Origin of the sequence: Bacillus sp. HNG (assembly GCF_003400205.1) — a bacterium.
GTDB lineage: Bacteria > Bacillota > Bacilli > Bacillales > Bacillaceae_L > Ferdinandcohnia.
In genome coordinates, this window is record NZ_QUQV01000018.1 from 1 (window position 1) to 14,008 (window position 14,008).

General features: G+C 37.9%; 17 protein-coding genes. 1 reads left to right on the forward strand and 16 read right to left on the reverse strand.

What is annotated here, in order from left to right:
• The 14 genes from DZB84_RS21185 to DZB84_RS21250 all read right to left on the reverse strand — a co-directional run.
• Positions 1–2,494: hypothetical protein (locus DZB84_RS21185; protein WP_223254527.1), on the reverse strand; the 2,494-nt coding region annotated here is incomplete at its 3' end.
• A gap of 77 nt (positions 2,495–2,571) precedes the next feature.
• Positions 2,572–3,396, reverse strand: coding sequence for a flagellin N-terminal helical domain-containing protein (locus DZB84_RS21190; RefSeq protein ID WP_116354295.1), 825 nt, complete (start codon positions 3,394–3,396; stop codon positions 2,572–2,574).
• 201 nt (positions 3,397–3,597) lie between these two features.
• Positions 3,598–3,831: a carbon storage regulator CsrA gene (csrA, locus tag DZB84_RS21195; protein ID WP_116354296.1), complete on the reverse strand. Its 234-nt coding sequence runs from the start codon at positions 3,829–3,831 to the stop codon at positions 3,598–3,600.
• An 11-nt stretch (positions 3,832–3,842) separates the two neighbouring features.
• Positions 3,843–4,280, reverse strand: a complete 438-nt coding sequence (gene fliW / locus DZB84_RS21200) for a flagellar assembly protein FliW (protein ID WP_116354297.1) — start codon at positions 4,278–4,280, stop codon at positions 3,843–3,845.
• A gap of 19 nt (positions 4,281–4,299) precedes the next feature.
• On the reverse strand, positions 4,300–4,890 hold the full coding sequence (locus DZB84_RS21205) for a DUF6470 family protein (protein ID WP_116354298.1): 591 nt from the start codon (positions 4,888–4,890) through the stop codon (positions 4,300–4,302).
• A 42-nt stretch (positions 4,891–4,932) separates the two neighbouring features.
• Positions 4,933–5,811 (reverse strand): flagellar hook-associated protein FlgL, encoded by an 879-nt coding sequence (gene flgL, locus DZB84_RS21210; protein WP_116354299.1) that lies wholly within the window; start codon positions 5,809–5,811, stop codon positions 4,933–4,935.
• A gap of 9 nt (positions 5,812–5,820) precedes the next feature.
• Positions 5,821–7,371 carry a flagellar hook-associated protein FlgK gene (gene flgK, locus DZB84_RS21215; RefSeq protein WP_116354300.1) on the reverse strand — a complete coding sequence of 517 codons (1,551 nt, stop codon included), beginning with the start codon at positions 7,369–7,371 and terminating at the stop codon, positions 5,821–5,823.
• 18 nt (positions 7,372–7,389) lie between these two features.
• Complete coding sequence (locus tag DZB84_RS21220) at positions 7,390–7,872, reverse strand: flagellar protein FlgN (RefSeq protein WP_116354301.1); 483 nt, start codon at positions 7,870–7,872, stop codon at positions 7,390–7,392.
• 20 nt (positions 7,873–7,892) lie between these two features.
• On the reverse strand, positions 7,893–8,153 hold the full coding sequence (gene flgM, locus DZB84_RS21225) for a flagellar biosynthesis anti-sigma factor FlgM (RefSeq protein ID WP_116354302.1): 261 nt from the start codon (positions 8,151–8,153) through the stop codon (positions 7,893–7,895).
• A gap of 76 nt (positions 8,154–8,229) precedes the next feature.
• Positions 8,230–8,634, reverse strand: coding sequence for a TIGR03826 family flagellar region protein (locus DZB84_RS21230; protein ID WP_116354303.1), 405 nt, complete (start codon positions 8,632–8,634; stop codon positions 8,230–8,232).
• Positions 8,635–8,718: 84 nt separating this feature from the next.
• Positions 8,719–9,423, reverse strand: coding sequence for a ComFC family protein (locus tag DZB84_RS21235; protein ID WP_116354304.1), 705 nt, complete (start codon positions 9,421–9,423; stop codon positions 8,719–8,721).
• A gap of 3 nt (positions 9,424–9,426) precedes the next feature.
• Entirely contained in the window at positions 9,427–9,708 is a 282-nt protein-coding gene (locus tag DZB84_RS21240) for a late competence development ComFB family protein (protein WP_223254528.1), read from the reverse strand.
• Positions 9,709–9,907: 199 nt separating this feature from the next.
• Entirely contained in the window at positions 9,908–10,495 is a 588-nt protein-coding gene (locus DZB84_RS21245) for a class D sortase (RefSeq protein ID WP_116354305.1), read from the reverse strand.
• 65 nt (positions 10,496–10,560) lie between these two features.
• Positions 10,561–12,051: an ATP-dependent helicase ComFA gene (locus tag DZB84_RS21250; protein WP_116354306.1), complete on the reverse strand. Its 1,491-nt coding sequence runs from the start codon at positions 12,049–12,051 to the stop codon at positions 10,561–10,563.
• A 119-nt stretch (positions 12,052–12,170) separates the two neighbouring features.
• Between DZB84_RS21250 and DZB84_RS21255 the strand changes: the two genes are divergently transcribed.
• Positions 12,171–12,407: a hypothetical protein gene (locus tag DZB84_RS21255; RefSeq protein WP_116354307.1), complete on the forward strand. Its 237-nt coding sequence runs from the start codon at positions 12,171–12,173 to the stop codon at positions 12,405–12,407.
• Between the two features lie 64 nt (positions 12,408–12,471).
• Here the strand turns inward: DZB84_RS21255 and DZB84_RS21260 are convergent, their stop codons facing one another.
• Positions 12,472–13,314: a DegV family protein gene (locus DZB84_RS21260; protein WP_116354308.1), complete on the reverse strand. Its 843-nt coding sequence runs from the start codon at positions 13,312–13,314 to the stop codon at positions 12,472–12,474.
• Between the two features lie 181 nt (positions 13,315–13,495).
• Positions 13,496–13,867 carry a hypothetical protein gene (locus tag DZB84_RS21265; RefSeq protein WP_116354309.1) on the reverse strand — a complete coding sequence of 124 codons (372 nt, stop codon included), beginning with the start codon at positions 13,865–13,867 and terminating at the stop codon, positions 13,496–13,498.
• Positions 13,868–14,008 lie beyond the last annotated feature (141 nt).

The window sequence follows — 14,008 nt, forward strand, 5'->3', positions numbered from 1 at the left end:
GAGCATTTATTGGCACCTGGATTGAACCATCTTCGCTAACAACTGCTCGGTTCAAGTCATAACTTTTATATACCGTGCCTTCATCCGCCGTTACTTCTTTTGTTTCTCCATTTGACATTAATGCTGTCACACCTATTTGTGCTGTTTTCCCACGTTCTAGTTCTATTTTTTCTGGTGTCACCTCTAAACTATTTAACGTTGGGCCACTTAGGATTGTCACTGTTACTGTCTTCGACTTCCCTCCATGGGTCACACGTATTCCTACATCTCCTAATGGAGCATTTATTGGCACCTGGATTGAACCATCTTCGCTAACAACTGCTCGGTTCAAGTCATAACTTTTATATACCGTGCCTTCATCCGCCGTTACTTCTTTTGTTTCTCCATTTGACATTAATGCTGTCACACCTATTTGTGCTGTTTTCCCACGTTCTAGTTCTATTTTTTCTGGTGTCACCTCAATATCATTAAGTGTAGGACCACTATTAATCACTTTGATAGTAATATTTTTTGTCTTCCCCTCATACGCAATGCGAATCCCGACTTCACCTAAAGGAGCATCAGGCAAAACCTGAATAAAGCCAGCATTAGTTACATGTACACGATTATTGTCATAACTTTGATATGTAATCTTATCATCATCAGTAATATCTAATCTTTCTCCATTTGATAAAACTGCATTAACAAATAATTGCTCACTTTCCCCTTTATCCAATTCTATGTATTGATGGGAAACTTCTATTTGAGAAAGGACAGGCTCTCCAAGCACCTTTACTATCACATCTTTAGAAAGACCCATATACTCAATGTTTATCCTGGTTTCACCAGGTATCGATCCAAACGTTGTTATTAGTCCTTCATTGTTAACTTTAGTAACACTTTCATCCAAACTTGAATATTGAATATTCTCCTTGAATGTGATATTTTCCCTAGTTCCATTTTCATAGTAAGCAAATACCTCTAATTGATAGTATTGATCCTTTTCTAAGCTGATTTCACCAGGCAAAACAATAATTTCATTCGGTGTATCCTCTATATTTTCTTCAACAATAATTGTAGCTGTAGCAGAAAGTTCCCCATTTGAAACTGTTAATTGCACAGATCCACCAGAAGAATTAATCGGTACGTCAATTACACCCTCATCATTGACCGAAGCCACTTGTCCATTATCTATCGAGTAAGTGGTTCCAGATTCAGCTGAAGTAAGATCTTTGATGCTTTGATTTGAGTAATAACCAAGGACATTTATGCTTCTTTTTTGTCCCTTAAATATAGTTACTTCATTCGGGATAATTTGAATATCCTCTAGTACAGGATTGCTAATATCATTTATATGAATAGTTTTTGATACACTTTTTTCTTCAATATTTGAGCCAGTCAACACAGTTTCGATAATAAATTCATCATTATCCTTCAGATCTTCAATTTTTATATCCCAAGAATACATTTTTTCTTGATTAGGCGTTAAATCTCCTATTTCCGTTACCGCCTCACCTGTAACTAGGGTAACTCCCTCTGGAAGCTTTAATTCCAATTGCAAATTTTCAGCTTGCACATCACTAATATTTTGTATGTAGCTAGTAAGGGTCATCGGATTAGGCATAAATACATCGCCATCAAAGTTAATCTCAGATGGTCCTGCTATACTCAAACTTACCGGAGGATTTTGTTCTGAAATAAAATTACTTAATCCATAATAAGTTACATACTCTCTTGTTTCCCCAGGTTCAAGGGCTTTTTCATTCCAATATATATTAACAGCACTATCTCCATTAGGGGAACCAGGCATTATATAAAAGTTCCATGGAGAATTATAAGTTCTACCCCAATTTGTAAACTGCACTTTATCAGGTTTATTTGGTACATTTAATAAACTTCCATGTGCAATAACTGTAGGGTTATTTAAATTATCAAACGCCTGCCAATAAGGGGGTATTTCTTCCCCAACAAACTCAGTCTCAGTTGTTACCTCACCTATCCCAGGGATCCTAAATGGTGCACTATCGTTATTTCCTAACATTGTATCCATCATTATTCTTATACCTGTATTTTTAGCAACACTGCTTGTATTGGATACTATATACCTAACCTCTACTGTGTCCTTTAATTGTGTAGTATTATTTTTAACAATTGAAAGGATTTGTTTTACCTTTATACCCGAAAACGTTCCTTCAGTTATAATATTTTTATAGAAACCATTAGAAACCGGACTTTGGACATTACCTGAAAAATAATAGTCTGTACCATTTATCCTAACTGTTGTGTAGGAAGTATTAGGTGAAGGATGCCCATATAAAAGTTTTTTATTATCATCCTGTAAATTCTCAATATCCCCGCCTGTCGTTCCTATTGTAAATCGTCCGGTATCATTTACTGCAATTTCAATAAATTCATTAGAAACATTTTGGTTTCCATAATAAGCAAAGCCGCTACTTAAATTTACAAAAAGCAGACATACTACTAATAAAATCAATAATTTCCTTATCTTTTTCATAAAATCCCCTTCTCAAAAACTTATTTACTAAAAAAGACCTCACTATTTAGTGAGGTCTTAAGCTAAAAATTCTTCCATTAACGAAGTAACTGAAGAACTCCTTGCGGCTGTTGATTTGCTTGAGCCAGCATAGCTTGAGCAGCTTGAGAAAGGATAGAGTTTTTAGTTTGTTCCATCATTTCTTTCGCCATATCTACGTCACGGATACGAGATTCGGCAGCTGTTAGGTTTTCAGAAGATGTATTTAGATTATTGATAGAATGTTCTAATCGGTTTTGGTATGCACCCATTTGAGAACGTGATTTTGATACAGATGCAATTGCTTCATCCATTGTATCAATTGCAGCTTGTGCATCAGTTTTAGTTGCAACAGTAACTGCATCAATAGCCACTGCATCTTCCCCTAAAGCTGCTTTAGTTTGAGCTTTCCATGTAATTGATAATGCTTGTCCTGAGTTTGAACCAATGTTGATATCTAGTGTTTGATCAGCTGCTAAGATATCTTGAGTATTAAATTGAGTATTTTTACCGATACGGTCTACTTCTTCAATTAACTGAGCTACTTCACGTTGTAATTCAGCACGATCGTCATCAGTATTTGTATCACTAGCAGATTGTACTGCTAATTCTCTCATACGTTGTAGAATATCATGTGTTTCGTTTAACGCACCTTCAGCTGTTTGGATTAATGAAATGCCGTCCTGCGCATTCTTTGCAGCCATATCTAATCCACGAATTTGTCCACGCATTTTTTCTGAAATTGCTAGACCTGCTGCGTCATCTCCGGCACGATTAATACGTAGTCCAGAAGATAATTTTTCCATTGATTTTGATTGTGCACCTGTAGCAGTGTTTAATTGACGATAAGTATTAAGTGCTGCAATATTGTGATTAATTCTCATTTTTTATTTCCTCCTTGAGTTTTGAAATTCCACTTCCTTGTGGAATTTTGATATATTGACAAATAGCACGAAAGTCGGCCGCCTTTTGTACTTATTTGTTTTACATACTTTATATCGACACGTTTTGAAATTGTTTAATAGATTTTCCGATTTTTTTCTACATATTTATTGCTTATAAAAATACCCGAAAATCTTTTTAGATTAACGGGTATTCTTTAAGTTAATATTAATTTGTTTCAATAAATCCTTTGGAGTCTGGGAGGCTTGGTTGTTTTCATTTTGGATTTCTAGATAAATCTCTTTCCTGTGAATTTCAACATGTTTTGGTGCGTCAACTCCGATTTTTATTTGATCTCCACTTACCGATAAAATGGTGATTTCTATATCTCCATCAATTATGATTGATTCGTTCATTTTTCTTGTTAAAACAAGCATTCTCCCACCTCCTATTTTGAAGACACATTTTCAAAAACATTATGTCTTGTTTGATATAGCGTGTTCGTTAATATCACCTGTTTACCAAGGTTCTTTTTGTTATTTATAACCACGGGTGCTTGTAAGTTAGCTGTTGTTTTCTCAAACGGATCTTGTACAGTTAAAATCACATAAACCAAAACATCCTGTTCGGATTCTAATTGAAGCTGTTCAACCACCTGGTCATCAATAATAAAATGGTATTGCTTATAAAAAAGAAATGGATTTGTCACAACAAACGCTAATTGAGCATTGCCTACTGACTGCATAATTGAAATTCCTGTATCTTCGCCAAATGGAAGAATAACAAATTTCTTTTCATCTAAAAAGCCAGGAATTCCATTTATAAAAGAAATAACTTCATTTTCATCAATATGTATCTCGCCATGATATTTCGTATCAATTTTCATTTTTTCACAACCTTATAATTTAAATCTCCTGCTCATAGTTTATGCCTTTATATTTCAAATTAGCAAAGTCAATTTTTAGAGACTGTCTTTGATCTAAATATATGTCTACATTTCCAGGTGTATATTCATGAATTGGTTTATTAATGCCAGCATTAATGATTGGCTTATTCACCTTTACTTGGATATCCACCTCTGCTGGGACATAATTAGTCTTGACACTAAAGTATGACGGTATCCATCCAATATTAAATTGAAGCTCGGGTCCATCACTTTTTCTTTTTGCAATTTGAGCAATTGGGTTTCCACCATTTTCAATCCTCAGTAGTTCGTTTCCTTCTTGTGCTCTCCTTGCTATTCCTTCAAGTGAATCCTGGTAACCTTTGTCGGCAGCTTCAGCTATTCGGCGAGAGATATGTTTTAAGTCCATATCTGCCCAAGCCTCAGTTTGATCAATCGTTAGCTTCCCAGGTGTTGTCTTTATCGTTAATTCAGCATTTGGCTGTTCAATCGATAGTTCTGCTTTCGGTTGTTGTATTTCTTGAACAGCTTTGATTGTATGAATTCCTCTTTTAGCATTTTGAGATTCTAGCCGTATTTGAGCAAGTTCCATCAAATCTCTCCTATCAAAAAAGCTATCTCATAAAAAGATAGCTTAACGTAAAAAGTCCATAAGTGTTGGTTGAATAATTTTAGATCCAGCCCCCAGGGCTGCACGATGGACAGCTTCAGCGGTTGTTAAACCGATGATAACCTTTTCCATTTCGGCATCCTCATTTTCAGAAATAATTTTATTTGTAATTACCTCTTGTGAGCCAAGTCGATCATCAATAAGTTCAATACGATTATATCTTGCGCCAAGATCTGCGCGATTTGCAACAACATTTGATAAATGTGAATCTAAAGAATCGAGATATTTTCCAATATCGCCATCGTTATTGAGATCATTTACCAAATTCTCAAGCTCTGTAAAAATATCAGTAGGATTATTACCTTTTAAAAGGTCAGTAGACCTTACGTTGACATTAATATGGACCCCTTTAGAAACTTCAAGTAAAACATCATTACTAGTGATAGGAATATTATTAGTAGTTAAATCTACTGGTTTTTCTGTTGTGTTTGTTCCATTAAAAATAAACTTATTTCCAACCTTTGTATTAACAATAGTTGCAATATGTTCTTTTAATTGATCAACCTCTAAAGCAATATTCGTTTTTTCATCAGGACCATTTGTTCCGGTACTTGCCTGAACTGTCAATTCCCGTACCCTTTGAAGAGCACTTGTCATCTTATCCATCGCATCATCTGCTGATTCCATCCACGTATATGCTTCTGATAGGTTTCGTTGATACTGTTCAATTTCAGCAAGGTCTGTACGATATCGCATACCCTTAATTGCCACAACTGGGTCGTCAGATGGTTTTGTAATTTTTTTTTGTGTATTTAGCTGATCCTGATATTTCCCAAGTCTTTCATAGCTGTTGCTTAAATTCCGTAACATATTATTAGTTAGCATGGATTGTGTTACGCGCATTTTTTACACCTACCTTCCACCAGTACCTAGACCGTTTATGATTCTGTCTAGCATTTCATCGAGTACCGTAATCATTCTTGCAGATCCGTTGTACGCGTGCTGGAACTTAATCATGTTTGTCATTTCCTCATCTAAGGAAACCGCGCTTACAGATTGGCGTCGATTTTCTACTGAATCCTTCAGTACTCCTGAGTTATCTGCCATACGAGAGGCTTCCTGTGAATCTACTCCCATAGAACCGATGAGAGATTCATAGAATGATTGGATGCTACCCGCTGTAATTGGGAAACCAGCTATTGTACCGAAATCAGTATTTTTCACATTTGCTAGATTAGTTGCATTGTAGCCATTTCCAGATTCGCCCTGAATCGTCGAAACTGCAATATGGCTAAGATTATCAATGTTAGAGGAAACACTAATAATTGTAGCTGCATTTTTATACCCATTTGTAAATGGCTTAAAGAAATCTCCACCTTTTACACTAGCATCAGTAGAAGTTTTCAACGTATAACCTTGTTTATGAACATTGTTAAACTCTGTCGCAAACGAGTAAGCCATTTTATCCAAATCATCTAGCATTTTCGAATATATGCCTTTTTCCTGACCATTTTCCACATATCCGTACGCTTCTACTAAGGCTTTCATTTCTCCACTACGAATAAAAGGGATATCCTGTCCATCTAATTGAAAACCAGTTACAGCACCTGTTGGCTGGTCATTTACTCCGTCCCCATCGGAATCAGTTGCAGGAACGACTGAAAGCTTTTTAAATGTACTACCATCAATCAACTTGGTTTCCATCCCGTTGTCACCAACTATTGATATATCTAAAATACCTTCTGCAACTGGTAAGGAATCGCCGCCACTGCTTCTAGGAGGATGAACCTTAATTTCCACGTATTTTGAAAGCTCATCAATAAGTCGATCACGTTCATCGTATAAATCATTTGGAAGGTATCCAACCGGTTCAATCTCAGAAATTTGCTTATTGATTCTGCTAATTTGGTCCGAAAGCGAGTTTACTGCCTTCACAGTTACACTGATTTGTTTGCCGAAGTCATCTTTTATTGCAGTTAATGAGTTTGATAGATAGTTGAATGTGTTTGCTACCATTTCGCCACGTTGGCGCACTACCGAACGCGCACCTTGATCCTCTGGGTTAGCAGCTAAGTCTTGTAAAGACTGCCAGAATTGGTTCAGAGTGTTCGCAAGTCCTGTTTCAGACGGTTCATTCATAATTTCTTCCATTTTCCCTAGGGCGTTCGCTCGTGTTTCCCAGTAGCTTGTTTTTGTTTGCTCCCCGCGAAACTGAACGTCCAAGAAGCTTTCACGAACACGTTGAATCGTACCAGCTTCAACACCTGTTCCAACCTGTCCAGGAATTTTTGCCGTATTTAAACCAGGAGAAGGGTATGGATTTGTCTGGGTGAAATTAACGCGCTGCCTTGTGTATCCGGGTGTATTCGCGTTTGCGATGTTATGTCCCGTTGTATATAACGCACTTTGCTGGGTGACCATGCCACGACGTGCTGTTTCTAATCCATGAAAGGTTGATACCATTTTTCCATCCTCCGTTGTTTAAGCCTTCGAATCAAACATAGAGCGAGTCTGCTTTTTCCCTTTTGTTCCCGCTGGGTTGCCGTAACCCGCGTTTTGCTCCTGTGGGAGAAGCATATCCAACGACATGTTTACGTATTGCAAGGATTGGTGTGTGAGCTGCTGATTTAAGTCGTTTAGGGACTTTAAATCTTGAGTCACTTTAACCAATTCCTCATGTATTTCCTCTAACTTTGAACGAACCGGTTCACTCGCCATCTCAATACACTTTGATAATGTTTTATCTTTAACACGAGATCCAAGCCATTTATCAACAAGTGCAATCCGTTCATTTTCCAATTGTTTGATTGCTAAAATGTATTTCTGTTCTTCCTTCATCTGATCGTTGAGGGCATCAATGTCGCCTTTTTTCAAAATGTCTGTTTTTCGCTCAGCTAGCTTAAGTAAATTTTGATGTAAAGTAAGTATTTTTTTGAGCAACACGACTAAGTTATCAGCTGACATATTGACCCTCCGTTTTCACATTACTTTTTTAAATAAAAATCGTAAACGCTTTTCGCAACGTCTTCAACGTTCACCTTATAGGTCCCGCTTTGAATCTGTTGTTTGAGCGCTTCTACCTTTTGCTGGCGCGCAACAGTAATCGGTGAAGTTTCCTGTAGTTGTTTAGCTGCAGAAGAAATTTCAACCTTGTCTGTCTGAGTTGACTTTTCTGTTGCCGTAATCTTGTTCATTTGCTTTTTATATGGATTCATTCCAACGGGTCCGAACTGGTTTATTTTCATGTTAAAACCTCACTTTCTATCCGAACTTCATGTCTTTTTCTTTTATATCGGCAAAGGCATGAAAATGTTTAGAAATTTAATCTGCAAAATACGTTCTTTTTTCACGTTCGCGTATTTCTTTCTTTCGTTCCTCTTCCTGTTTAAAAATTGATAATTCACTGCGAAGGTCCTTGGAACAGTCATCACATAAAATCCCTTCGCGTATTATGGTGCGACATTTTTGGCATGGATATCCAAGGTTTGGGAATTGAGCCAGTTTCAGCTTTCCTGTTCGGATGAATTTAATGATTAATTCCTCGTCTACACCCGTCCCCTCTGCAGCTTCGTAAATAGTCGCTGTGCGATTTTCTCTTTTACGAATAAATTTATAGACAGTTTCGAATGCTTGATTTTCTTCCTTATAGCATTTTTCACATACATCACGAAGATTTGTTTTTACAAATAAAGCACCGCAATTCGGGCAATTCATTAGTTCTCCCATGTTAATTCTCTCCTCAAACACCTTATTTCTTTCTATTATATCGGTGTTTTTAGGAGAGTTTATAGTGACAGATTTTTGAAATAACTATCCTCTAATCAACGTCAACGATGATACCGACTTCGCCCCCGCATCTGTCAGCACCTTACCCGCATGTCGTAAAGTAGAACCCGTCGTATAGATATCATCTACTAATAAAATATCCTTGTCCTGAACAATATCAATCACTCGGAATACATTTTCTCCTGAGATCCGTTCATCCCGGCTCTTTTTCGATTGTTTTTCCAAATGAGTTCGTTCCAAAACTTCATGTGCAGGCACATCTAAAAATACCGCTAGTGCCTTAGCCTGGTTAAACCCTCGTTCATACAAACGCTCGTCACTTAAAGGGATTGGAACAACAAAATAGCAAGAATTAAAATGAGTTTTGAAAGCTTTTTTTAGAGGTGTTTTAAAAACAGAAGAAATCGCGTAGTCGCCACGGAATTTATAGAGGGAAATTACATCTTTTGCAAAGTCATTATAGAGGTAAATTGACCGGTTCTTTGTGAGTACACCCTGCCATTCCGTTTCTTTTTCCCAGCGAACACAGTCGTAGCAGAGGTTGCCTTCGCGATACTCGTCGGACAACTCCGAAAATGGTCGACCGCAAATTTCACAAAGCTCACCATCCACCTTTTCAAATTTTTCACTACAGGTAGAACAGAGTGGATCCGGTTCGGTCAACGAAAACAATGTCGACCAGGAATCCACATCTTCAAAATAAGTGTGGCAAAGTAGGCATGTAGACATACTTCAGCTCCTTTTGAAATGATCGCATTGAGGGTTTTTCGCGACGATGTTCACAGCCTCTGCGATTTTCACGTAGATATTGGCCATCATTTGTTTATTAAAATATTGGGCGCGGACATACGCCACTCCATTTTCCTTCGATACATAACGCGGTGGTAGATTATTTAGCGTGAGGGCAAATACATCATTTTTGCATTGTTCACATTTGCAGGGTAAGTTGTATTCAGACCAGTTTTCATTGATAGCTTCAGCCACTAGCGGCTCCATTGCATTAAAAACCTTCACACGAACCTCTCCATTCTCTCTTTCTTCTTTTATTATCACATAATAAACATAATTTGGAAATATTTTTTTACTTATCCCATCATTAACATTAATAGATTTAAAACAATTGTAAATTCCCCTTTCACCCTATGACCAATAATACCTTTGTACTACATAAAACCCCTAAGCTGGATTCTTCGTCCAACCTAGGGGTCACAATTTATTCTACTTTTTTTCCATAAAAAATGTATCGATATGGTGCGTCACCAAGGTATCCGAATGGATAACAGGTGGTTACAACAAGCTCCTCGTTTGGCGCGGTTGATTTAATGATGGTTCGATCGTCCGCATCCACGATTTTTGTATCGACAATTTCATAGATAAAGTCGCCGTATTCTAATTTCACAACAAAGGTGTCGCCTATTTCCAGCTCATCAAATCGTTTAAATAGGGTATCGCGGTGACCTGAGAGGACGATTTGATCATTTTGATTCGGTAGCGCGGTGCCAAGGTAATGTCCTACCCCTTTTGCTAACTCCTCTTCATCCGTTCCTTCGACGATTGGCATTTTCTCACCGAGCTTCGGAACCTCTAAAACACCCATTGTTTCGCCCTTCTCAAAGACAGGAATGACAATTTCCTTTTCAATTTTCTCCTTGGTTGGAGGTATGGAAATGAGTTCTTCTGCTTGAACCAATGCTTCTTTTTGTGCCTGATTCGAATCCCAAATTTGAAAAATCGAGTAACCTGTTAATGAAACACCGCCGATGATGAATAATAGTGCAATTGTATAAACAACCTTTTTCACTGGAATCACCGCCTTATCCGTTCTTTATCTGTTACTTTTTATCATAATCAAAATAGATTGTGAAATCAATCAATGAAGCCGTTTTGAATGGCTTCTTTGTTCATATTTTCGATATGCTTTTTTGCCTTAATCATTTCTCTTGTTCTGCCGTAATGGAAAAATAAAATCTCGCCGGTTGGAAATTGGGCACTACGGCCAACACGGCCCGAAATCTGGACTAAGGCACTTTCTGTAAAAATTTTATCCTCTGCGCCTAAGACAGCGACATCAATATTTGGGACGGTTACGCCTCTTTCTAAAATCGTTGTTGTCACAAGAATGGGGATTTCACCAGAGCGAAAGCGTGCTACCTTGTCTTTTCGGTCCGGGTCCTCGGCATGGACACCTTCAATTCCTAGGTCGAGAGTTCGTAAAATTTCTACGATGCTTTCTAGATAGATAACTCTTGGCACAAACAAGAAGGCTTGTTTGCCAATATCAAGATGCTCCTTAATCCACGCCAGCACATTCCGCGGAAGCCTCTTCTTTTTCAATATCTTCTCCCAATTCCCACACCATATAAACTCCGGAATCGGTAATGCATGACGATGGTAACGCGCAGGAATCGTTACTGCCTTTCTTTTCCCCGCATGGATTTCCTTTTTCCAGGTTTGATTGGGTGTTGCGGTAAGGTAGATGGTCGAGGAGATATCCTTTTTCGCTTGGTTAACGGCATATTGTAGCATTGGCTCAACTGAATATGGGAAGGCGTCGACTTCATCGATTATGATCATATCGAAGGCTTTATAAAAACGAAGCAGCTGGTGGGTTGTGGCAAGTGTGATGGGGGCTGTTTTGTCGCGGTCCTCGCTTCCACCATATAAGGCGATGACATCAATTCCTGGAAATGCAGATTTTATCCGTGGAGCTAGCTCTATTACAACATCAGTTCTTGGTGTAGCGAGGCAAACCTTTTTACCGGTTTGAAGTGCAGTTTCGATCCCTTCAAAAAGAATTTCCGTTTTTCCTGCTCCACAGACCGCCCAGATAAGCAACTGGTCATTAGTTTGAACAGCCATTATTAGTTCTGTAGAAGCCCTTTGTTGTCCTGGAGAAAGCGTTCCTTCCCACACGAGTGGCTTATCCGGAATCTCAACTTTCGGACTAGGACCGGTCCAACTCACCAAAACCGAACATTCACTCATCCTCCCCATATTGATGCACTTCCTGCAGTATGTACATTCATTTTTGCACCTTGCACATCCAAACGAAGCGAAAAGCTTTTGATCAAAATTTCCACACCGAACACACGAGTAACCGTCCTTCGTTTTGGAGATGCATTTTTGATATTGTAAATAGCCATTCAAATAGTGTAGATGTATGTCTTCAAGCGAAAATGGAATTTCTTCAAGTAGGAGTTGTTTGCCGTAGAGTAGATGTTGGAGTTCAGAGGGGTAATCAAATGTGGGATTCAGTGGCTGTGGGTAGCATGATTCAAAATCAGTTATACGCTTGGCACCAGGCTTGGCCAAAAATGGTTCGGGGATTAATATTTCACTTTCTAGGAAAAATCGCATGAATGACCTCCAAAATTTTATTAATAAAGTATTCAAGAACAATTTAAAAACATTCTTTCTATTTCATGTTTAGGAATCCATTTATTGGGGAGATTAGATAGTGAAAGGTAGGGATGGACATGATGAAATGGGTTATAAAGCATGGGTTATTGCTTTGCATCGGTTCGATTCTACTCATTGGAGCAATGGCAGTTTTATTTCAGGAGAAAATTCAAATTACGTCCTCAACTTGGACAGTTCTGTTGTTACTATATTTTGTGGTTCTCAGCCTGTACAGTAGCTATGAGTACAGAAAAGCTCCTGTAGAAGAAAAAAAAGATGAAACCCCTCAAAATGAACAATTATTAAAAAATTAGGAGTAAATCCTAATTTCTTTTTTTGCCTAAAAACAGCACCGCACCCAAGGCACGGCGCTCAATATTACTTTTTATACCAACCTAACCCAATCGCACCTTCACCAAGATGGGTCCCAATAACAGGCCCGAAATAGCTTAGCAAAAATTCAACATGTGGGTATTTCTTTTCTAATTCTGCTTTCAATTCTAAAGCTTCTTCCTCGATATTAGCATGGATCAACGCTGCACGCATTGGCATACCTCGACTTGCATCCTCATCAAACAATTCAAACACGCGGTTCAATGCTTTTTTACGTGTACGAATTTTTTCAAAAGGAACAATCACTTTGTCTTCAAAGTTTAGGATTGGCTTCACTTGTAACAAACTACCTACAAAAGCAGCAGCACCACTCAAGCGACCCCCGCGCTGAAGGTTTGTGAGATCATCCACCATAAAATAGGCTCTCATTGACATTTTCATCTCTTCTAACCTTGCCAAAATCTCTTCAACTGATTTTCCTTCATTCGCCATCTCAGCGGCTTCGAGCGCATAGAAGCCTTGTACAATACAGCTAATTTCAGAGTCGAACGGATACACCTTTACACCCTCGACCATATCGCCAGCTGTTACAGATCCCTGATAGGTCCCACTTATACCACTAGATAAGTGAATACTAATGACAGCATCGTACTCTTGACCTAGTTTTTCAAAAAGCTCAACAAACTCACCAATCGGAGGCTGAGATGTGGTCGGCAAATCTTTACGAACCTTAAGCTCGTCATAGAATGCCTCTGCCGTAATATCGACTTCCTCACGATAGGTTTCTTCGCCAAATACAACACTTAGCGGAATCATATGTATATTAAGTTTTTCACGAAGTTCCTTTGGTATGTAAGCTGTACTATCAGTTACAATCGCCGTTTTCATAGTTTTTACCATCCTGTCCTGATTCTTTATAATTTCCATTTTAAATGAAATGGACGGGGATGTCACTTGTTTATAGATAAGTGTTTATACAGAGGGAAGTGTTTGAATTCTCAGATCCAAATTTTCATTAATAATTGAGAAAGCTTTTAAAATTCCATTCTACGATTATCTCCAAATATTCCTAGACAGATTTTTTCCAAACCTCATATATGTACCTAGCCTCTGACGTAAGCCATTGTTGGGCTTCAGGTCTTTCCAGTAGTGCTTGGTGTTCTTCGCATATCCTTTTTGCAGTACGGAACTGGAGATCTTTAATGTACCTGTTGACCAAAATCAAGACTTTTTTATCTGAGTCCGTTAGAGTTCCAAAGGTACCTTGCTCTAGTTCCTCTTTAATTATTTTTAAAAACTGTTGTGCATTAGAATTTAACAGAACATAATTTTGAGCCTCTGTTAATCGATTCCATTCATTTATTATCATTCTTCTGGCATTAGGGTAATTTTTTTCAGAAACCATTATGTTAACCAAACGGACAGCGCTTTCGATTTTCAATTTATATCCACCTTCTTAGGTCTTATGTCATAGATTTTAAACATTAAGAAACCATCGGTCAATAATTATTCGAAAATTCCGCTATTAATCATAGGTAATTTATCCTAATTCAAAAAAAAACAACGAGCTGCTGTTAAGCAA